Here is a 19,100-nt window from a genome sequence, read left to right as displayed (position 1 = left end):
CGCTGCTGCGGCACGCGAGAACGAAGAGGGGTGGGTGCGGCGACCTGGCGGAGGTGTGAGGGTGGCCGCCGCACCCGGCTTGCATCGCTGCACCTGTTAGCGGGCGACGGCCTCGCGCTTCACCGAGCTCGCACTGCTTGCGGCGGGAGGTTCAGGATCCAGGTCTGCTTCACGCTGCGCGAGCACCTGCTGCACCTGCTCTCGGCCAGGGGCCTCCTGTCGCGGTGTCTCGCGTTCGGGTGCGCCGCGGTCAACGGTGTAGCGGGTGATGTTGTTGTCGTGCCCGATCCGGGACGCGATGAACTGTTCCCGCTCGGCCCCGTCGTCGCCGGTGTGGGTGCGGGTTTCACCTTCTGCGATGAAGTTGTCGCCCTTGCGGAACTGCTCGTGCGCGAGTTCTCCTGATCGCCGGAACATCACCAGGTCGGTGAATTCCGGGTCGAGCTGCGTGAACGTACCGTCCTGTTCGAAGCGGGCCTGGGGCTGCCCGACACGCATGTAGACGCGGGCGTCACCGTTGCTGGTGAACGTCAGCTCCGGATCGGTAGCGACGAACCCTGCGAGGGACTCTTTGGTGCGGATGGTCATCAGCGGGTACTCCTATCGGTTCTGGCTTCGGTATGTCGAGGCATTGGATAGGTGCGGAGCACGTTCTCCCGAGTGTCAGTTGCATCCGGGATAATCAGGAGACGGGCAATGGTCCCGAAATGACGAGCAAAGGAGCAGTCATGGCTAAAGGCGACATCTCGACCTATAACGAAGACGGCGTATGGAAGTCGAAGGTGGAGGGCAGCAGTCGTGCAGCCCACGCGGGCGGTACGAAAGCAGAGCAGCAGGCTGTCGGGCGACAGATGGCACAGGACCGCGGGGTCGAACACACAATCCGCAAGATGGACGGCACCATCGGGGAGAAGAATTCCTACGGCAACGACCCGCATCCGCCCAGGGGCTAATCAGCGTCACCCAGCTTCCGAAGCGCCCGTTCCACCGCACTGCGGTCCGTGCGGAGCCGTGTCGCGTCAGGTCGTGCAGGCCACGGTCGCAGCTTGGTGATGATGGGGCGTGCGGTGCGGAGCATCACGACAGCGGTCCCGAACGGCAGCGTCCGCAGCACGTCGGGCGGGAGGATCGGGATCCGGCGGATCGAGCGCTGGCTGGAGTGTGCCCCGTACGCGTCGGTGGTGACGGAGTCGGTGGTTTCGTCGCGGTCACCGATGAGGGTGGCGAGGTCTTGGAGGTCGCGACTGTTGGAGGCTCCGCCGAGGATGATCTTCACGATCGAGGCATCCCAGATCGCGTTCGCTTGGTTCTCACCCCACTTCTCGCGTGCTTGAGCGAGTGACTGCAGTACCGGCAGGGGCGTGATGCCGGTGCCGCCGCCTTCTGCCATCAACGTTGGCAGTGATGGGAGCGGGGCAAGGTTCCCAATCTCATCCAAAGCCAGCAGCAGCGGTGGATCCATGCGTGCGCCCGGTGAACGGGCAGCGATTTTCCTCGCGGTCTCGACGAGATCTTCGATGAACGCCGCCACCAGCGCAGACGACGCACCCGCCCCAGCACCGGTAGCAAGAAGGTAGAGCGTCCCGTCCCCGAGAAGGAACGTCTCAGGGTCGAACTCTTCACCCGGCGCAGGACTGACGGCGTCGAGGACTCGGGGGTCAGCAAGGGCGGAGAACGCGAGGGACACGCCTTGCCAGATCGAGTCGCGGGTGCGGGGGTCTGCCTGCACCATCGCATCCAGCGAGTCCGCCCACCCCTCCGCAGCGCCCGCATGCGAAGAGAGGATGCGGACGGCGTCTGCTGCAAGGGTGGGGTTGAGAGCCCACTGGTACAGGGTCTTCGCGTCGCGTCCGTCGAGGGCCGCAGCGTGGAGGAGGCCTTGGATTGCGGCGGTGGTTTTGCCTTCCCAGAAGCCCGCGTCTTGGACACCACCGAATCCCGTCGCGGTGGCAAGGCCCTTCGCTCGGATCATCGCCGTCAACGGGTCCTGACAGCCCCGCACCGGCGACCACCGCATCCCCGCAGGCAGACCGGGAGCGAGGTGTTGCGGGTCGAACACTGCCACCGGCCCTTTCCGCTCCCTGGCTTTCAGGGTCGCGGTGAGGTTGTCGGGACGGGTGCTGGTGGTGATGACGGCACCGGGGGCGTCGAGGACCGCGTTGATCACCACATGCAGGCCCTTCCCTGAACGGGGCGGGCCGATGAGAAGGATTGAGTCCTCGACCGTCGCCCACACTTGCCCGCCTTTCGCCGTCCCGAGCAGATACCCGACTGCCTCTGGCCTGGCCTTCTCGGTGAGCGACGGGCGCAGTGTGGCGGCTTTCTTCACCAGTGCTTTCGCGGAGGCGACCTGTGCGACTTCCCCCGCGGTTGCTGTTCCCGCGAGCCGGTGCGGATCTGTTTTCGACCGGGAGCGGTAGATCGCCCGCGCAACGAAGAGCCCTGCCGCACCCAGCACGCCAAGGAACACGACCACGACGAGCCAGTAGAGAACCGGGTTGAGACCCTCAGCTTCGAGCGCCGCCCCAGGATCCGTGGGGTGTGCGAGGACGGCGAGCCCGGTGGTGAACCCACTAGCAGGCTCCGGCAGACCGGTCAGAAACGCAGTGACCGAGCCTGCGATACGCAGGAGCCCAGTGAACGCGGCCGCAGCGACGAGCGCACCGAGGGCAAGGTTGATGAAAAGGTCGTTGGCGGGTTTCGCCTGCACAGGACCAGACATGGCAGATGGCCTTCCTGACCCCACCACACAGGGCGGGGTCAGGAGAACAGGTACGCGCGCGCCTGATCAGTCGACAGGCTGTATCGACGTCGTCCCTGAGATCCGGCCGAGCAAAACGACCTCGCCATCGAGTGCAGGCTTCTCGCCCCGATCGATCAGGGCACGGGCTTTCCCTGTGTGGTCCGCGGAGGCGTGCCGCAGGATGATCGCCACCGCGACGTCTTCACCAGGGACAAACCCCTCGGCGGTGAACTCCATCAGGCTCGGCACCGCGACCGGAGCTTCGGCAGGTTCGGGTGGCGCGAACGGTGAGCGCGGTGCGGGTGGGGTGAGGATGTCTGCGTGCGCGCGGCCGTCGAGTTCTCTCACTTCGACCCGTGTCGGTGATGCGAACCGGGCGACGAGCTCCGTGACCGTCGCAGTGATCTCGTCGCGGGTGATCGGGGCCGCGGCGAGCCTGTCGCCGTTCACGGTGACGACGAGACTCGTGTCGGAGACGGCTTCGAGGAGGATCTGTGGCAACACCGCAGGTACCACCACCCGCGGAACGCTCTCAGCGGAGGCTGGGGTGTCGGGTGTGCGTGCGCGAAGGCGTCGTCGAAGGTTCATGCCAGGAAGGTGCGACCCGGCCCCGACCGTGCCGCATCTCCACGATCGACGGGGTCCTGGGTGAGGGCGTCTGCCCGCTCAGCCAACTGATACGTGGTCTCCGCCCAGTTCTCGGTCACCTGCAGAAGCTGCTCGTAGTTGTCAGAGGCGATCTCACCCTCAGCGATGGTCACCCATGGATACGAACCATCCGTGCTCGGCACGTGGACTTCAGATTCCCACGACCAGGAGGTCGGGACGCGTTCGTCGTCTTGCCAATCAGTGCCCGTGTAGAGCTCCGTGACGGCGAACCGTGACCCGTGCCCCTCGAGCGGATAGAACACATAGTGTCCGGCGCCGAACGTGAGTGGGTCTTCGAACGCCAGGAACACGTGCTTGTTGTAGGTGCTGCCGAGGGCGTGCATTCCGTCGTGCAACGCCATCATGTTCCGCGACAGCTCCTCTTCGAAGAGCCGCCCCGGTGCGCCCACCACCTCCGGGGAACTCTGCTGCGACTCGAAGTCCTCATCCGGCGTCATGACAACGTCTCCGCGTTGTCGGTCTCCGGGCGAGATTTGGCGGTCTGCGTCATGCGCTGGGTCGTGTCGAAGGCCCGGAGTTCCTCGGGATGTAGCTGGTGCTGAACGACGTAGGAGGATTCTTTGATCCGCCAGAGCCCCTGTCCGGTGCCAAGCGACGGGAGAAGTTTCTGTTGAGTGCCGGTAAGTCCGAGGGTCTTGCCGGTGGTCCCGATCTGGTCGGATTCTTGCCGGTAGATGATCCGTGATTCCGCGTTCGCCAGCAGACTGTTGGCGAGGGATCGCATGGCAGAGCCCTGATCGCCGACGTTGTCGAGGTCGGTGAGCTTGTGGAAGATGAGTAGATTCGCGATCCCGTAATGCCGGGCGAGCCGCCAATGCGCATCCATCCGCTTCAACAGGGCAGGGTGTGACATGAGTCGCCATGCCTCGTCATAGACCACCCACCGCTGACCGCCGTTCGGATCAAGCAGCGCGGATTCCATCCACGCCGACGAGCACGTCATCAGCACCGAGATCAGGGTCGAGTTCTCCACCACCCGTGACAAGTCGAGGGTGATCATCGGCAACGTCGGGTCGAACGTCACCGTCGATGGCCCGTCAAAGAGACCAGCGAGATCACCGGAGACGAGGCGACGCAACGCATGCCCAACCATGCGGCCGTCTTCTGCGAGCCGCTCATCATCACCGCTGTCAGGGCGGAGGATACGGTCGACAACCATCGGGAGGATAGGAACCGACGCAGACGACACCACCGCCTGCAGCGCAATATCGATCACCGTGTGCTCCAACGGAGACAACGACCGCTCCAACACGGTCTCGGCCAGCGCACCGATCAGATCCCGACGACGCGACGCGACCGTGGACGCCCACTCACTGTCGGAAAGCCCTGCGGGACGGTACCCCTCATCGAGCGGATTCAGACGATTCTTCAACCCATGCCCGAGAACAATCGCCTTCCCACCGACAGCCTCAGCGACCGCGGTATGTTCCCCTTTCGGATCGCCGGGGACATACACGCGCCTGCCGAAGGGGATCGACCTGGTGTACAGGCTCTTCGCGAGCGATGACTTCCCGGAACCGACGATGCCCGCGAGCACAAGGTTCGGGGCTGTGATGATGCCCCGCTGATAGAGCACCCACGGGTCATACACGAACGACCCGCCGGAGTACATGTCTTGCCCGACGAACACCCCCTGCGACCCGAGCCCTCCTTCAGCCAGGAACGGGTACGCACCCTGCAACGCAGCGGACGTGTCCTGATGCGCAGGCACCCGGAACCGCCGATACGAACGCAACCCCGCAGGCCCCGGCTCGCCGCTCCTGGGAAGATGGCTCGTGGAGCGCGCCTCCTCACGCTCCGCCGCAAGCTTCGCTTTCTCCGTTGCACGCTGCTCGGCATGATCGCGGGCGATGACCTGGCGGGCCGCGCGTTCGCGTGCCTTGCGGTGTTTGCGGCCCGTGCCGTCTTCGACCAAGACGGTGGAGTAGAGCTTCTTCTGCGTGTTCTGACGTGCCATCTTGGTGCCTCTCCAATCTGCTTGAAGACAGGTACGTCAGAGGCAGATGGGAGAATGGAGAGCATGCCGGGAGTCGATGGTCAAGTTCAGTGGGACAGGTTGGACCAACCCACCTTTGACCGCTTTGTCGAGCCTTTGATTACTCGGCTGCACCTCACAGATGACCCCGAGCTTCAGGTCGACGTCATTGACGGGCGCGGAGGCGATGGAGGCATTGACATCGATGTTCGCAAGGGCTCGAAGCTCTTGCATATTTACCAGCTCAAGTTTTTCCCAGAAGGATTCTCAGGAGGGTGGGCACGCTCTCGAAAACCACAGATTAAGCGATCATTCTCCGCAGCAGTCAAGCTCTCCCCGAAGCAGTGGACCCTCATTATTCCTCGGAATCCGACTGTAGGCGAGCGAGATTACATCCGCAGCCTCAACAAGGCGACGAAGCTCCGCATCTCAATCATGGGGAGAGCACGACTTGATGAGCTAATGGCTCGCTTCCCGGACCTTCTCCACTGGGCAACCAGAGAACCGCTAATTGATGCTCTCAAGAAGATCCACCTCGATCGACACGCTCTTGACGGCGCAGACGAGTACCAAAAGGCGATCGAAGGTATCCAGGAACTCGCAGATGCTAGAAGTCCGAACTGGCGTGCCGGGCACACTCTCGTCAACGGTCAGTACATCGAGACTCTAGAGCCCAAGCATCCTCTTGCCCAGCAGCGAGAGCCAGTAGGCCTCGAGAGCCTGCGGATCGAGATCCCGATTCATGAAGAGGAGCTTGCTGACCGCGCCGACCGTGTACTCCGATATGGAGACAACGAGACACTTACTCTGACATCTGAATATCTGAAAGACGTAAAGTTCCACGCGCCGAGCTGGTCCCAACTATCCCTGCCTTCAGATACAGCTCAACTGATGACTCCTCCATCAAAGCCACTGCTCGATGACGTGCCAGTCGAGTTCCAAGTCGTTGACGACGAGGACGTGCTCATCCGGTCATACGCCGGGCGTACAACGCACTTCGGCAGGGGGTACGGAGGCGCAACCCTTCGCGCTACTATCAACGGCGGCATCGACGTCTCACTCTTCTTCGACCTCCCAAAGCCCGAACGCGACAACCTACAAGGAACGTTCACATTCACCCACAAATTCGGAGGCATACCAGCCTCAGAAGCGGTGATTGGGGCACGTTTTGTCGCAGATACCTTGACGCCGCAGAAAATCCGCCTTGTCGTGAATGGCAACCTCTTTCAGTCCTTCATGGGCGGGCAAATCAACTCTGGCCCGCAAGAAAGCAAGGAAGATTATCTGGCAAGTGAATCCGTGCTTCTCATAGAGGACTTGGCCATCATCGAGAGGGAACTGCAACTCACGCTTCCGGTGCCTGAAACGATCACCAATCAAGATCGCCTTACCGTAAGGATCGTGCGGCTTCTCCTTGAGGGGAGCATCGTCATCCATCCGTTCAAATCCACCTTGAACGGAACTCTCACTGACTCTTTGACCCCACACTTGATCGAAATGATTCGCGACGGAGCAGGAGCGATTGTCATCGATCAAGAGAAGCTTGTCGTGGAACTGCTTTCGCGGAAGATAGCATTGGGTCCGGCTCGTTTCGCCATCAGGCATGCTGAGATCGCGAACTCAGAAGAGATCATCGCCGCAATCGAAGCTAACAACAGTAAGGACCATCCGATTCGCATCGTCCCGCACGGCGACGAGGGGATTAAGGTCTTCCTGCTCGGGCGAGTCGGGGCTGATAACAGGGATCTTGTAGTCTCTCCGTGGGGAGTTCCAGGGATCCCGGAACACAATGAACTCCGCGGGATTACGGATCCTCCTAAGCTCAACCCTTAGATTCCCCGGCACAGCGGTAGCGCCGCCGCGACGAACGCTTGCGCCTGCTGCCCGACGAGCCGCCGCGTCTCGCACGAGGCCTGGATCGCTGCCTGCTCGATCGCAGACACGGCAGCCTCCAGCTCGTCTGCAGTAGGGGCGGAAACTGCGAGGAGGCCGGTGTAGCGGAGGACTCCGTGACCGCTGGTGAGGTCTGCTTCCTGCTGCATCACGTCTTGATATTCGGCGGCCTGTTGGGCGTCTTCGATCTGACCGACTTTCTGTCGTTGGGCTGCGTCTGAGATGTATTCGGTTTTCTTCTTGCGGATGTCGCGGGCTGCCTGATCGGAGCGGATCGGGTCGCACAGCAGCGTGAATGCGCGCCTGATCCCGGAAGTCAGTAGGACGGGTGCGAGGAAGCCTGGGTAGACGAGGGATCGTGGCCACTCGCTGATCCATAGCACCGCGTGATGCGCGCTGTCGGAGCGAAGCCCGTCCCATGTTTCTTCGACTGCGACGGGGCCTGCGGCGGCGAGGTCTTGTCCGATGTCTCCGGAGCGTTCCAGGGTCGCGGCGATTGCCGGGTCGTAGGCGGAGCGCAGCATGATCGCGAGTTGCCCTGGCGTGTACCAGTCGGATGGTTTCAGGTCCGCGGTGCGCAGCGCGGTGGTGAGGGTGTCCATTTCTTGTTTCAAGACGACGGCTGCCCCTTTCAGGCTTCCGCCTGCGGTGCGGATCGCGCGGAATGCCGCCCGCATATCCAGGGAGAGGGAGATGGTGGAGATGTGGCGTTCCCCTGCGGGGCCTGCCCGGTCGATGAGTTCCCGGTAGGTGCGGGCGACCCACGAGTCGTCGTCGTTGCCGTGTTCTGCCCACCACTGCGCAAGCCCCGACCCGGAGTCAGGGACGGTGTGCTCGAGCACCTGGAGGCGGGCGATGCGGGTGGAGCGGCATGCGGTGGACAGCACCCTGCCCCAGGCATGGACGCGGCGTTCCTGCTCGCCCGGGTCGAGAAGGATGAACGACGGGTGCGTCACCTCCAACAGCGCCGTCAACGTCTGGGCGTGTGGGTCGTGCACCATAACCGCCCCGGTCTCTGGGTCTTCGTATTGCCGCAGTGGTGCTGCGTCTCCGGGGAGGGCGAGTGTCCCGGCTGGGCGGGGCTTGACGATCCGGCGACGGTACGGGGTCTGCTTCAGGGTGCTGCGGAGGAGCCAGTGCAGGGAGATGGGCACCCATTCGACGAGCTTGCGTCCGCTGACGGGGATCCAGGCGAGCGCTGCGGCGGTGCCCCAGATGGGTGCGGTGTAGAGCGCTGCAGGACCGCCGGTGTAGAGGGAAGCGATGAACACGGCCACGGCGATGGAGAGCGCGATCACCTGCGGAAGGGAAAGACCAAGGATGATGCCGCGTTTGGTGAGGCGGGAGAACTTCACCGGGGACAGTTCAAACTCGTTCTGCGTGGATGCGGTACTCATGCGGTTCCTCCTGAAAACAACGACGGGTGCGTGCAGGTCAGGTACGAACACAAAGACGCGGGCGGCAACCCGGTTTGGGGTTGCCGCCCGCGTGACGGACGTGCTTTCTTCTCTCCTTTCAGGTGCGGGGCGGCATCAGGACTTTGGGGCAGGCTTCGGTGGTGGCGGTGGGGCGTCCCCGCCTGCGGGATTCTCTGGCGGTGCCTTCGGCGGCGTGCTCGCGGGCGGCGTGCTCGGTGGTGGTGGTGTGGAGCGGTCCGGGGGCGGTGGCGGGGTTTGTGCTTCGCCTGCGGCTCCGGCGTGGTTGTCGGCGGTGCGGCCGATCGCGCCGCCGAGCTTCGGGCCAGCTTCCGCAGCTCCCTTGGCGATCTTCGCCCCGGCAACCGCGGCGATCCCGACCGGCCCTGCCGCAGCTCCCGCCCCGGCACCACCCGCAGCTGCCGCACCACCACCGGAACCTGCAGCCGCACCGCCAGATCCCGCAGCAGCGCCACTCCCACCACCCGCAGGCGCGGATCCGCCGCCTCCTGCAGGCGGGGTGGGTTTGCCTGACGGTGGCGGAGGGTTCCCGCCACCGCCTCCACCGCTGCCACCGTTTCTGTCGCCGCCGTCGAGGACCTTCTGCGGTCCTGCACCGTCGGGCTTTCCGGGCAGCGGCATGGGCCGGTTCATCGACTGCTTTGACTCTTGTTCGGCGGACATAACGTGGTACATATCGAAGCCGACGAAGCTGATGAACTTGTACACCATGTACGGGGCGAACGCGGCGATAAACATCAGCACGATTCCCGCGATCGGATCCGCGATCGAGGACAGGTCCAAGTCGATGGGTGCGTTGACCTGATTGATGGCGACGAGAAACACCACCACGATCACGAGCTTGGAGAAGATCAACGCGAGCACGAACGATGCCCACTTCCCAAACCAGCCCTTTGTCGCATCCCAGGACGCTCCGGACAGGGCGATGGGGGCCATCACCACTGCGACGAGGATCAAGGCTTTCCGGATGAGGAGTGAGAACCAGACGATCGCTGCGGCACAGATCGCCAAGAAGCTGAGGAAGATCGTGATGATCGCTCCGGCTCCTGGGGCGGTGAGGTTGATCGCGGTGAGCCCGGCAACGAGCACCCCGATCTTTCCGCCCATCTCTTCCAGCGTGCTGCCGGTGGCTTGGATGATGCCGATGCAGAGCTGATCGACGACCTCGAGCAGGGTCGCGGTGAGGGTGATCACCAGGAACGACCCCAGCACGCTCTTTGCGAGCCCCAGGGCTGCACGGGACAGGGCGGTGGGGTCGCGCCGGATGAGGCCGGTGATGAGTTGGAGGCAGAAGAAGATCAGCATGATGAAGATCGCGATCCCGAAGATCACGTTGTACACGCCGATGTAGCCCGCCCCGGTGACATCGACCAGGGTCGTGGAGTCGAACAGTGCCCACACGCCCTGGAAGATCCAGGACGCGGCCTGCCCGATGGCTTGTGCGAGCCAGTCGAAAGGGGCTGCCACGAGGGTGGCGGCGCCCTCGCCGACGGCATCGCAGACGTTGCTGATGATGGGGACGTCGCAGATTCCAGCCACGGGGTTCCCCTCCCTTCTTCGGGTAGAGGCGGTGGGTTAGGAGACGGTCTGGCCGACGTTCCAGAAGAAGTTGATGAGCGTGACCGATGCGCCGGTGATGATCGCCGCACCGCAAGAGATCAGCACCCCGACCTTCCCCCTGGAAGCGAGATGCGGGTTGGAGGAGTTCGACCCGAACCCCCACACCACTGCGGAGACGATGAGGGCGAGGACAGACAGGATCAGCCCGATCGTCATCACTGCGCCGACGACGGTGCGCAGCGCGCCGATACCGGGGAGGCCGGAATCGTTCGGGGAGATGTCGATGTTCGCGGGCAGGACTGCGGCGACGGTGGTGAGGGTGTCGAGGACGGCAAGCATGGTGGGCTCCTTCACAGGCTTCGGCCCGCAATGAGATAGCTGCGGGGTCACCCGTCAGGTGCGACCCCGAAACACCCGCCCGGAAGCCCTGGGATACCCGGTGTTAGAGGGTGTCACCGAGGTTCAGGAGGAAGTTCATCCACGCGACACCGGCACCTGCGAGGACAGCGGCACCGAGAGAAACGAAGACCCCGACCTTGCCTTTCGCCGCAACACCAGGGTTGCCATTCGAAGACGAGATCGCCCAGACAATGGCGGAAACCACGAGCATGAGCACGGAGACGATGAGCACGATCGTGAGCAGTGCGCCGACGATGGAGATCAGGGTGCTGCGGCCTCCCACCCCGGACAGATCCGGGTAGACGTTCTCGGCCGGAAACAAAGCCAGTAGAAGGGCGGTGGTCATGTGGTTCTCCAAACGTGAGTGGGGCGGGTGGGCACCGGTCAGGTGCGCCACTCGCCCCACTCGCTTGCGCTCAGAAGGAGCAGGCGGGGCCGCCGCTTGCGGGGGCTTCGATGCCCTCCACGCCGCGCTCGGCGAGCCACGGCTCGGCATCGACCGCGGTTGATCCGGCTCCGCCGGGGTGGACTTGGAAGTGCAGATGCGGGCCGGTCGAGTACCCGCTGCTGCCAACGTCACCAATGTGCTGGCCCGTGATGACGCGGTCGCCTGCGGTGACGTGGATGCCGTGCGCCCACATGTGGATGTATTTCGTGGCGACTTTCTCCCCGCCGATGGTGTGCTCGATCGTGATCTGCCCCGAATACCCGTCAACCATGCCCGCATAGGTCACGACCCCGTCCGCGAGAGCGAAGATCGCCGTACCATCGGGGGCGGCCCAGTCGGTGCCGCGGTGGTAGCTCGACTCACCACTGATCGGGTCGGTGCGCGGCCCGAATGTTGAGGTGCGCACGTACGTGCCGGTCGGCAGCGGAAACACCAGGCGGCTTGTCTCAGGGATGTCCGCATCCCCGGGCGTGCCGCTGCCATTCCCGCTGCCGCGAACGGTGAGGGCATCGAGGATGGTGCGGGCTACGGGCTCATAGTTCTGGTACCGGTCTGGGTAGGCGGACACTTCGACGGCTTGGGCGGCTTCACCCTTGTCCATCTGTTGCCACCCCGGAATGTCCAGCAGCCCCCGCGGTGAGGGATAGTTCGGCCCGTCTGGGCCGCCGTAGAACGCCTTCGCTTGGTAAGTGGTGTCCATGAGCTCTGCGACGGTGCCCCACCCGGCCTGGGGGCGCATCTGGAACAGGCCCAGGCTGTCGTGATCGGACCCGGTGCCGTCATTCGGGTAGTTGCCGGACTCGGGGTAGGTGCCGGTGTTCGCGAGCTGGCGGAGCGTGGATTCCGTCAGCGCCGCCATGAGCGCGATGAGGATGCCATCCCGCCCCACTCCTGGGGTGTTCGCTCCGGTGGTGATGATGGTTCCGGCGTGGGTGAGCTGCTGTTTGTTCAGGGTGAACGTGTACCCGTCTTTCATCGTCACCTTGAGCGAATCCGGGATCGGCCCGAGCATCACATCGGAGGCGACGCAGTTTGCCTGATTCGTGACCGCAGGGTTCATGACCACTCCGATACTCAGGAGCCCGAGCATCGGCGCAAGGAGAACAAGCACGAGCGCGGCGATGGCTGCTTTCTTCACGACTGGCCCCTCTCGTTCTATCGGAGGGGGTTGTCGAGTTCGGACAGCCTGAGCAGATGGCAGCGGTCGAACACCGGCTTGCAGGAGATGAACACGGTGAATGCCACCGCATGCGCGCTGTTGACGGGATCGTCGTACCAGACACCCTCCCGAATGCGCGTGCCTTCGACTGTGTACGCGTAGGTGCCTTCTGTGATTTGCCCGCTGGAGGCGGTGACGGCTTCGTCCCACTGGGCGGGAATGAAGATGCGGTCGATGTCGATCGACTGCCGGGTGCGGTACTCGGCCAGATCCCGCCACGTCGACGCGGACGGGAAGTAGCCGTCGAGGTCCGCGATCAGTCCCGGAGTTTCGGTGCCCGAGGGGTCCGCGTCCTCGGTCAGCACCGCCCGGTGATCCGACGGGGTCAGCAGCGTGAACGTGTCCCACGTGAACAGCGCTTCAGCGACCGACCGAACGTAGACCTCAGGGTCATTCGTCCGCGCCAGTCTCGGCAGTTTCGCTTCTGCGGGCTCCTCGCTCCGGGGCGGTGATGTCGCCGACGAGCCTGGCGGTGTGGTCTCGGATGGGGCGGGTGCTGTGGGGCCGGTGATGAGGCCGTAGATACCGATCCCGGCGAAGATCGCGATGACCAGTCCGGTGGCGGTGAGGGCGATGATCAGGCGACGCTTGCGGCGCTGCTGATCATCCAGAACGGGTGCAGACATGAGAAGCCTCCAAGCAAGGAGAAGGGCGGGCAGAGTCACCCATCAGGTGCGCTGCCCGCCCAGAAACCCCCAGACCGCTCGGCTACTCGTCCGCTGCGTCAACGCTCTCTTCGGGCACCTCGGAGCCCTGACCCTGTGCGGTGTCGCGGGCTGCTTGTGCCTGATCGAGAAAGCTCGAGGCTGACGTGATGTAGGTGGTGACGAGGTCCCATTGCTCGTCGTCGGCGTACTTGCCGAACTCGGCCGGGTCGTAGCGGTCCCACCAGCCGTGTTCCCGGCGCAGCAGATCGACGAGTTTGCGGATCGCATGCTTTTCTCGCAGCAACGGATCCACGTCCTTCCACCCCAGCGAGGTCTCGTTGGTGGCGGCCTTCTGGATCTCGCGCACGCGGGCAAGCGCAAGCCCGGACTCTTTCATCGCCTCCGCCGGGGAGTCGATCCCAGAAAGCCCTCGCAGCTCAGCAACAGCCGCACTGCGGGCTGCCTCTGGGGTATCGGGATGTTCAGCGGCACGGGTCAGGTGCGCGAGGTGCTGGCGGGTCTTCACGGCCTGGTAGCGGCCGTTGACCTTGCGGTCCTCGTTGATCTCAAGGAGTGCTTCCGCGGCGTGCTGGCGCACATAGGGGTCTTCGGTGTCGTCGGCGGCGATGTGTTTGAGCTGATTGATCTGTTCCAGCATGGTCCGCGAATCCCGACCCGTCACCGCACGAGCCGCCTGCACTCGCGCTTTGCCGTCATTGACGTTCTTGCGCGGGGGTGCCGAATCGGCACCCCCGTCTTCTGCGGACGAAGAGTCCATGTGCTGCTCCCGGTCCTCCGCCCCGAAGCGTGTGGCTGCATCACGTCGCTCGGCGTCCTCTGCGTACAGGCCTTTGAGTTCTTCGTAGAGTTCTGCTTGTTCGAGCGGTTTCAGGGCTTTGTGCAGGGTCTGCTCGTCACGGATTGCGAGGACGTAGGAGAGCTTGTCCGAGACGCCGGGAACGACCCAGATCGGGGTGACGCGCATCCCGATCCGCTCCATAGCAGCGACCCGGCGGTTCCCGGTGATGATGACGTAGTCTTCGGTGACCGCGGGCGGGTTCAGTACCCCCACGCGGCGGATCGAGTCACACAGATCGTCGAGGTCTTCATCGGGGTCGCGGCGATACTGCGACCCTTTCTTCAGCTGGTCGATGGCGTGTTCCAGCACCAGATGCCCGCGACTCATGCCGCACCCCCTTGCCCGTCCTGCAGGCCAGGTACGGACGCCATCCGGCGGGATGATTCCACGAGGGTTTCATCGCGGAGAAGGTCGGCGACATCGTCACCGAGGAGCACACGGGCGAAGAGGCCATAGTCGCCGCTTTTGCGCCTCCCGGTTTTGGTTCCGACGACCAGACGCACCAGGCCCGCCCAGGCTTCTGGGGTGTAGCCGAGCCGGATCGCGATGTGCAGCTCTTTCGACACGATCTCCAGCGCCGAGCTGGATGACGACAAGCCGGTGATGCGGTGGGCGATGTAGTCCACGGCCTGCTCGACGGGGCGGGCAGGCCAGTCGGTGAGGACGAGGAACACGCTCGTGGCACGGATCACCCGATCCACCGAATGATCCTCACCCCCGTGGCTTCTCGCGTAGAGGGAATGCGCGTGGGGGTGGACGTCGTAGAAGAACTCCTCGTAATGTCCCGCCCGCATCGGCTCCTCCGCGGGGCGTTTTGAGGGGCGGCGTGCCTTGTCTTGGCTGGTCATGTTCCGGTCCGCGTGCACCTCGGCGGCGATGCCGAGCGCGACGGCACGGGTGATCACCGCCCAGGGGTCGTCGGCGCGGAGCGTGGTGGGTTGCCGCATCGCAAGGAACGCCTCGTATGCGGCATCGTCTGGCGGACGCCGCCACGCTTTCGCGATCGGCGTGTACTTGTGGGTGACGTAGACCATGAGTTCGGCTGCGACCGGGCTCGACGCCCACGCATTGTGCTCATTGAGATCCGTGATGAGCGTCCGCAGCCCTTCACCGGTGGTGAAGTCCGGTGCAGGATGCTGGTGTTGCGAGAATTGGGGTGTCATGGTGACTCCTGGCATGAGAGAAGATCCGTCGGTAGATAGGTGTGACACCCACCCGACACACGCCCCTCATCCCGCCAGTACCGTGGAGAACAACGCCTGGAACAGGCAAAGGAGTACCGTCAGGCCTACCCGAAGCGGGCAGCCTGTCAGATGTTTTCGTCCGGCGTCAGTTGGACGTCAGCGAGGAGTGTGAGAGTTCGTGGTGGTGGGTGGTGTCCGGTGCTCGGGTAGCGCCGGAGCCGGAATCGCTCATCGGCTCACCCCCGTCCTCCCGAGCCGCAGCTCTTGCGTCTGGGCCGGGACCGTGGTGTCTGGGTTGATCTGCTGCTGCCTGCGCGCCAAGCGTTCGGCGAGCTGTGCTCGCCCCTCACGGATACCCTCGAAAGTGGCGTCACGCAGCCGAGTGTTCAGCTCGGCACCTTTGCCGACGATCGCGCCACCTGCGCGCGCAGCGACATCAGTGGGACGAACCCACTCCACTCCGGTACGCCCTCGCACTGAGGTCTGCCTGGTGAGGGTAGGGTCGCCGTGTGTGGCGAACTCCGATGCCCGCTCCGCATCCCGCGTCTCCATACCGGGCGACGCGTTGGGTACCTCGGGCAGGTCGTTTGCTGGGAAACGAGGGTCTGGCAGTTCGGCTCGAAGCTGAGCAGCGTTCTCAGCCGCTTCGTGTGGGTTCACGGGTGTCGGTTCAGTCATGGGATGCTCCGTTCTCTCGACGGTCAGGTGCGCTCAGCCACCGGCCCACCGTTGTCGGATGCACCCCAAGCTCTGTGGCGATCTGCCGCTTCGAGACCCCTTCAGATGCCAACGCGACCGCCCGCTCACGCACCACGGTGCTCTGCTTCGTGGTGCGAGCGGATCTACGCGCAGAGGTTTCCGCATCGGATACGCCTGCCCTTCCCGCCGATGGGAGCCCCGGGATCGAATCCACAACCGACTCATCCAGATTCGCCGGTGCGCTTTGCTCGATGAACGTTCGCGCTTCGGAAGCCCGGTGTGGGGCTTCGTTGCGCGTGAGCTCGACGGTCAAATGGGTCATTGCGAGCAGCACCAAGGGTGGGACTGAGGCGACAAGGGCTGCGATGATCGCGGGCACACGAGTGTCTGAGGCGACGACGGCGTGGGTGATGTTCGCCGCGACACTCACCCCAGCACCGGAAGCGAGCAGGAGCCAGGCGAACCGGCGTGCGGCGGGCGCGGAGTTGCGGAGTGCGACGACGGAGATCGTCGCTTCCAAGATCACCCCGTCAACGATCAGCGGCCACACCCACGCCTGTCCCGCCGGTACCCCCGACAGGACCGCGAGGTCCTGCAGCGTCGTGAACGACAGCCAGAACGCACCGAGGGCGAGAAGAATCGTGCCCGTGACGGCTAGGACAATCACGCCGCGTGACACCCCAGACCGTCCCACCTCTGCGGCGCGTACGTGCAGGTCCGGGGCGCTCACGATTACCGCCTCATCCCGGCAAACGAGCGCCCCACTATCGGCTCAGCTACGGCCGCATCCAGATTCAGCGCGGTGGTGCGGTGTGCGGACTGGATAGTTATTGCGATCTCCCGCGCTTCAAGCCCGGTGCGGGTGGCGGCGGGCTCGAGCAACGCATACGAGTCGCCATCGCTCAGTCCGCTCTCGGCGAGACGGCACGCAGCCCAGAACAGGCCCGCATTCCGATTCCCCTCCGTCAGCGTCCCCACCCACGCTACGAGCCCCTCCACCGAACCATCACGGTCCGGCCTGTCAGAGCTCGGCCTGGTTCGTTGCGCTGGGGTCGGGGTGAGAAGATCCCGTACCGCTGCCGAGTCGACTGGGCGTGGGTTTCTGCCGCGGGCGATGATCTCGTAACGCCGCGGTCCGTGTTCAGTGTTGACCACGGACGGTGGGGCGATGATGTAGCCGCCGGTGCCACGGAAGTCGACATGTGCTCGGCCACGCGACCACGATCTCGCCGCGCGCTCGGGGTTGCTCGGGTAGTAGAGATGCAGGCCACCCGACGGCGAACGCACCACAGCGTCCCATCCATCGACGAGGTTCTCCCGACGCAGCGTCCGCAGGACGGGAAAGCCGGAGCCTGTGGCGTGCACGTCGACATCGAGGACATCGATACCGACGCCGGTGGGGATCCCGATGTTTGCCTCCGGATGATTCCGCCACCACGCACCCACTTGTTCGAGATCCGTGGTGGCGTCGTGGAACCCGTGCTCGGTGAGGGGTCGCTTCCCGCCTGGCACGCACGGGAACACCGCCACCCCGGCTGCGGCATTCGCGGCTGCCGCGTATGCCAAGCGCAGTGGCAGTCGGGTGGGAAGGAGTCTGGGTGTGGGGTCGGTCATCGGTCGGGCACCTCCTTTGGTGACACAGCGCGAGCAGTCATCGATGCTCAGCGTGCGGTGTCATGCGGAAGGTGCGGCGGCAACAGTGCGTCATCACCCTGGGGTGCAGAGTCCGCTCTCGAGCATTCCCTAGTCCCATCAACCACTACCCGGCCCGAACCGTGGCCGTCGAGAGTTTTCGTGAGAGATGCGTCAAATCGTCAAGAAGATGCGTCGAATCGTCAAACACGCCCACCCTCACCTCCGCCACAAAAACAGCAGGTGGTGCTACAGATCGCGTTCGATCTCACGTCCAGGAGCCGGCCGCTGTGGCCCCTCGCGCTCGCTGTCCAACTGCTGTTCATGTTCAGCAAGGAGGTCCCCGATCAGCACCCCACGCTCAAGCCGCGACGCAGGCTCCACCCCTCCCAGATCGGGTGGCAGCGCGCCTGTGCGCCCGGTAGCGGTGACGTGCTCGTTCACCCAGTACAGCACCTCGGTCAGGGGTTCGTGCTCGGTGTGGTGTTCGAGGATCCAGGCGATCTGATTCATTGCCGTGCTGTCGTGCTCTGCTGCTGGGAACGCCGCAGCCGCCGTCGCCCCATCCTCGCCGGGTACGGGGCCGACGACGAGCCGGAACTCACCTTCCCCGTCGATCCCGGTTGCCTCGTACACGCCCGCGGGCATCCAGTCGTGCGCCTCCGACGCGCGGCCCGCGAACAGCTCACCGTCTACAGGATCATCGGGATCTAGCACTCGAACATCCGGGTCAGCCGCGTTGAGCATCGCCTCCAACTGGTCACGCTCCCGCCGGTCCAGCGGCACCACACGCAGCCCGGAGTCGCCGCTATCGACCAGCCCACGGAGGGTGTGGATGACGGCGAGGTCGGCCGGTGTCCACGTGCGGGAGAACTGCTCCGGCAGATACGAGGTGCGCAGCCCACCCTCACTAAGCACCCCTCGAAGCGCGTGGTCTCGGCGCAGGGCCGTAGCGATGAAGTCGCTGCGCCATTGCGAGTGATCCCACCGGTACTGCATATCGTTGTACTCGCCCTCATACGCAGGGGCGACCGTGACGAGATAGTCGTCTTTGACCGGTTCCACCGGCAGCGGATCCCGCTCCAGCAGATCGATCACCGCGTCCCGCACCCGCTCCGCATCCACGACCTTCGAGCGTTGCTGATGGGCCTGTTCGAGTTCCTCCAGCCGCTCCAAGAGCTCGGGCAGACGGGCTGCCGAATGAGCCAAGTGCAGGCAAGTCTCGCGCCACTGCTCATGCGCATCCTCAAACCTGTCAACGTCTCGGCCGCCATCTTGCAGAGTGAACGCGTCTTGGCGGGGTTCGGGTGGGAACATGCGCGCGACGATCTCCGGAACCCCGGACCCCTCGAACGCCTCCCACCCAGCACCCGGATGATGCTCTGGATGCTCGCCCAGTAGCTCGGGTTCGGTTGGCGGTAATGAATGATCTTCGGGCATGACGGCAGACTCCTTCACGAATGAGTAGACGGGTAGCGAAATGAACACGAACAGCGGCGGCAGTGCCGCGTTCTATTGGTAGGCATGTGAACCGGTGAAAAGCCCCCTGTTACGGCAGGAATGCGCGGTGAAGTCAAGAACACGCGCGATAACGACAAGCCGAGACCGGGTCACCGCTCGAGCGGCATCGTGGCTGGCGCTTCGCTGTTTCGTAAGGAGGACTCCTCAGTCAGCGCTTGCTCTCGTTCACGGAGGTCCTGCTCGAGGTACCGATTCACGAAGCCGTGGTTCGTTCCG

Annotated in this window: 19 protein-coding genes; 2 read left to right on the top strand and 17 right to left on the bottom strand. The window is 64.3% G+C overall.

Translation table 11 applies throughout. The features are described 5' to 3' along the window. Positions 1 to 96: 96 nt before the first annotated feature. The gene (locus AUL38_RS13555; protein WP_083506893.1) at positions 97 to 588 is read right to left on the bottom strand and encodes a single-stranded DNA-binding protein; all 492 of its coding nucleotides are present in this window, start codon (positions 586 to 588) and stop codon (positions 97 to 99) included. A gap of 140 nt (positions 589 to 728) precedes the next feature. Here AUL38_RS13555 and AUL38_RS13550 point away from each other — a divergent pair, with 140 nt between their 5' ends. Then, on the top strand, positions 729 to 953 hold the full coding sequence (locus tag AUL38_RS13550; RefSeq protein ID WP_059062908.1) for a DUF2188 domain-containing protein: 225 nt from the start codon (positions 729 to 731) through the stop codon (positions 951 to 953). Here the strand turns inward: AUL38_RS13550 and AUL38_RS13545 are convergent. From AUL38_RS13545 to AUL38_RS13530, 4 genes are all read right to left on the bottom strand, one after another. Then, positions 950 to 2,722 carry a type IV secretory system conjugative DNA transfer family protein gene (locus tag AUL38_RS13545; RefSeq protein ID WP_059062907.1) on the bottom strand — a complete coding sequence of 591 codons (1,773 nt, stop codon included), beginning with the start codon at positions 2,720 to 2,722 and terminating at the stop codon, positions 950 to 952. The two genes, AUL38_RS13550 and AUL38_RS13545, sit on opposite strands and share 4 nt — an antisense overlap. A gap of 66 nt (positions 2,723 to 2,788) precedes the next feature. Then, on the bottom strand, positions 2,789 to 3,331 hold the full coding sequence (locus AUL38_RS13540; RefSeq protein ID WP_153006603.1) for a hypothetical protein: 543 nt from the start codon (positions 3,329 to 3,331) through the stop codon (positions 2,789 to 2,791). Further along, positions 3,328 to 3,849, bottom strand: a complete 522-nt coding sequence (locus AUL38_RS13535) for a hypothetical protein (RefSeq protein WP_059062905.1) — start codon at positions 3,847 to 3,849, stop codon at positions 3,328 to 3,330. Before AUL38_RS13535 ends, AUL38_RS13540 begins: the two co-directional genes overlap by 4 nt. After that, the gene (locus AUL38_RS13530; protein WP_059062904.1) at positions 3,846 to 5,369 is read right to left on the bottom strand and encodes an ATP-binding protein; all 1,524 of its coding nucleotides are present in this window, start codon (positions 5,367 to 5,369) and stop codon (positions 3,846 to 3,848) included. Before AUL38_RS13530 ends, AUL38_RS13535 begins: the two co-directional genes overlap by 4 nt. Positions 5,370 to 5,432: 63 nt before the next feature. On the opposite strand from AUL38_RS13530, the gene AUL38_RS13525 reads away from it, so the two are divergent. After that, positions 5,433 to 7,220, top strand: a complete 1,788-nt coding sequence (locus AUL38_RS13525) for a hypothetical protein (protein WP_153006602.1) — start codon at positions 5,433 to 5,435, stop codon at positions 7,218 to 7,220. Here AUL38_RS13525 and AUL38_RS13520 read toward each other — a convergent pair. The 12 genes from AUL38_RS13520 to AUL38_RS13465 form a co-directional block, all read right to left on the bottom strand. Next, positions 7,217 to 8,677 (bottom strand): SCO6880 family protein, encoded by a 1,461-nt coding sequence (locus AUL38_RS13520; RefSeq protein ID WP_059062902.1) that lies wholly within the window; start codon positions 8,675 to 8,677, stop codon positions 7,217 to 7,219. The two genes, AUL38_RS13525 and AUL38_RS13520, sit on opposite strands and share 4 nt — an antisense overlap. A gap of 135 nt (positions 8,678 to 8,812) precedes the next feature. After that, a complete protein-coding gene (locus tag AUL38_RS13515; RefSeq protein ID WP_059062901.1) occupies positions 8,813 to 10,255 on the bottom strand; it encodes a conjugal transfer protein TrbL in 1,443 nt (480 codons plus the stop codon). A 36-nt stretch (positions 10,256 to 10,291) separates the two neighbouring features. Continuing rightward, a complete protein-coding gene (locus AUL38_RS13510; RefSeq protein WP_059062900.1) occupies positions 10,292 to 10,615 on the bottom strand; it encodes a DUF6112 family protein in 324 nt (107 codons plus the stop codon). Between the two features lie 103 nt (positions 10,616 to 10,718). Continuing rightward, positions 10,719 to 11,021, bottom strand: coding sequence for a DUF6112 family protein (locus tag AUL38_RS13505; protein WP_059062899.1), 303 nt, complete (start codon positions 11,019 to 11,021; stop codon positions 10,719 to 10,721). A gap of 70 nt (positions 11,022 to 11,091) precedes the next feature. Continuing rightward, positions 11,092 to 12,261, bottom strand: a complete 1,170-nt coding sequence (locus tag AUL38_RS13500) for a M23 family metallopeptidase (protein ID WP_235590729.1) — start codon at positions 12,259 to 12,261, stop codon at positions 11,092 to 11,094. 17 nt (positions 12,262 to 12,278) lie between these two features. Beyond that, positions 12,279 to 12,968, bottom strand: a complete 690-nt coding sequence (locus AUL38_RS13495; RefSeq protein WP_059062898.1) for a hypothetical protein — start codon at positions 12,966 to 12,968, stop codon at positions 12,279 to 12,281. An 82-nt stretch (positions 12,969 to 13,050) separates the two neighbouring features. Beyond that, complete coding sequence (locus AUL38_RS13490) at positions 13,051 to 14,175, bottom strand: ParB N-terminal domain-containing protein (protein WP_059062897.1); 1,125 nt, start codon at positions 14,173 to 14,175, stop codon at positions 13,051 to 13,053. After that, the gene (locus AUL38_RS13485; protein ID WP_059062896.1) at positions 14,172 to 15,011 is read right to left on the bottom strand and encodes a hypothetical protein; all 840 of its coding nucleotides are present in this window, start codon (positions 15,009 to 15,011) and stop codon (positions 14,172 to 14,174) included. The genes AUL38_RS13490 and AUL38_RS13485 overlap by 4 nt, the downstream gene beginning before the upstream one ends. Before the next feature lie 249 nt (positions 15,012 to 15,260). Further along, positions 15,261 to 15,710, bottom strand: coding sequence for a hypothetical protein (locus AUL38_RS13480; RefSeq protein WP_059062895.1), 450 nt, complete (start codon positions 15,708 to 15,710; stop codon positions 15,261 to 15,263). Next, positions 15,703 to 16,461 (bottom strand): DUF2637 domain-containing protein, encoded by a 759-nt coding sequence (locus AUL38_RS13475; protein ID WP_235590728.1) that lies wholly within the window; start codon positions 16,459 to 16,461, stop codon positions 15,703 to 15,705. The genes AUL38_RS13480 and AUL38_RS13475 overlap by 8 nt, the downstream gene beginning before the upstream one ends. Before the next feature lie 2 nt (positions 16,462 to 16,463). After that, complete coding sequence (locus tag AUL38_RS13470; RefSeq protein WP_059062894.1) at positions 16,464 to 17,345, bottom strand: bifunctional DNA primase/polymerase; 882 nt, start codon at positions 17,343 to 17,345, stop codon at positions 16,464 to 16,466. A 267-nt stretch (positions 17,346 to 17,612) separates the two neighbouring features. Further along, positions 17,613 to 18,803: a hypothetical protein gene (locus AUL38_RS13465; protein WP_153006601.1), complete on the bottom strand. Its 1,191-nt coding sequence runs from the start codon at positions 18,801 to 18,803 to the stop codon at positions 17,613 to 17,615. Between the last annotated feature and the right edge of the window lie 297 nt (positions 18,804 to 19,100).

This window comes from Leucobacter sp. G161 (assembly GCF_001482305.1).
Classification (GTDB): Bacteria; Actinomycetota; Actinomycetes; order Actinomycetales; family Microbacteriaceae; genus Leucobacter.
Note: the sequence above shows the minus strand (reverse complement) of the source record. Positions and strands in the feature narration are given on the sequence as shown.

Coding starts and splice junctions, on each gene's coding strand:
- AUL38_RS13520 (WP_059062902.1), bottom strand. CDS start 8,677: ATGAGTACCGCATCCACGCAGAACGAGTTTGAACTGTCCCCGGTGAAG.
- AUL38_RS13495 (WP_059062898.1), bottom strand. CDS start 12,968: ATGTCTGCACCCGTTCTGGATGATCAGCAGCGCCGCAAGCGTCGCCTG.
- AUL38_RS13490 (WP_059062897.1), bottom strand. CDS start 14,175: ATGAGTCGCGGGCATCTGGTGCTGGAACACGCCATCGACCAGCTGAAG.
- AUL38_RS13480 (WP_059062895.1), bottom strand. CDS start 15,710: ATGACTGAACCGACACCCGTGAACCCACACGAAGCGGCTGAGAACGCT.
- AUL38_RS13540 (WP_153006603.1), bottom strand. CDS start 3,331: ATGAACCTTCGACGACGCCTTCGCGCACGCACACCCGACACCCCAGCC.
- AUL38_RS13550 (WP_059062908.1), top strand. CDS start 729: ATGGCTAAAGGCGACATCTCGACCTATAACGAAGACGGCGTATGGAAG.
- AUL38_RS13470 (WP_059062894.1), bottom strand. CDS start 17,345: ATGACCGACCCCACACCCAGACTCCTTCCCACCCGACTGCCACTGCGC.
- AUL38_RS13505 (WP_059062899.1), bottom strand. CDS start 11,021: ATGACCACCGCCCTTCTACTGGCTTTGTTTCCGGCCGAGAACGTCTAC.
- AUL38_RS13555 (WP_083506893.1), bottom strand. CDS start 588: ATGACCATCCGCACCAAAGAGTCCCTCGCAGGGTTCGTCGCTACCGAT.
- AUL38_RS13535 (WP_059062905.1), bottom strand. CDS start 3,849: ATGACGCCGGATGAGGACTTCGAGTCGCAGCAGAGTTCCCCGGAGGTG.
- AUL38_RS13530 (WP_059062904.1), bottom strand. CDS start 5,369: ATGGCACGTCAGAACACGCAGAAGAAGCTCTACTCCACCGTCTTGGTC.
- AUL38_RS13465 (WP_153006601.1), bottom strand. CDS start 18,803: ATGCCCGAAGATCATTCATTACCGCCAACCGAACCCGAGCTACTGGGC.
- AUL38_RS13510 (WP_059062900.1), bottom strand. CDS start 10,615: ATGCTTGCCGTCCTCGACACCCTCACCACCGTCGCCGCAGTCCTGCCC.
- AUL38_RS13485 (WP_059062896.1), bottom strand. CDS start 15,011: ATGACACCCCAATTCTCGCAACACCAGCATCCTGCACCGGACTTCACC.
- AUL38_RS13525 (WP_153006602.1), top strand. CDS start 5,433: ATGCCGGGAGTCGATGGTCAAGTTCAGTGGGACAGGTTGGACCAACCC.
- AUL38_RS13545 (WP_059062907.1), bottom strand. CDS start 2,722: ATGTCTGGTCCTGTGCAGGCGAAACCCGCCAACGACCTTTTCATCAAC.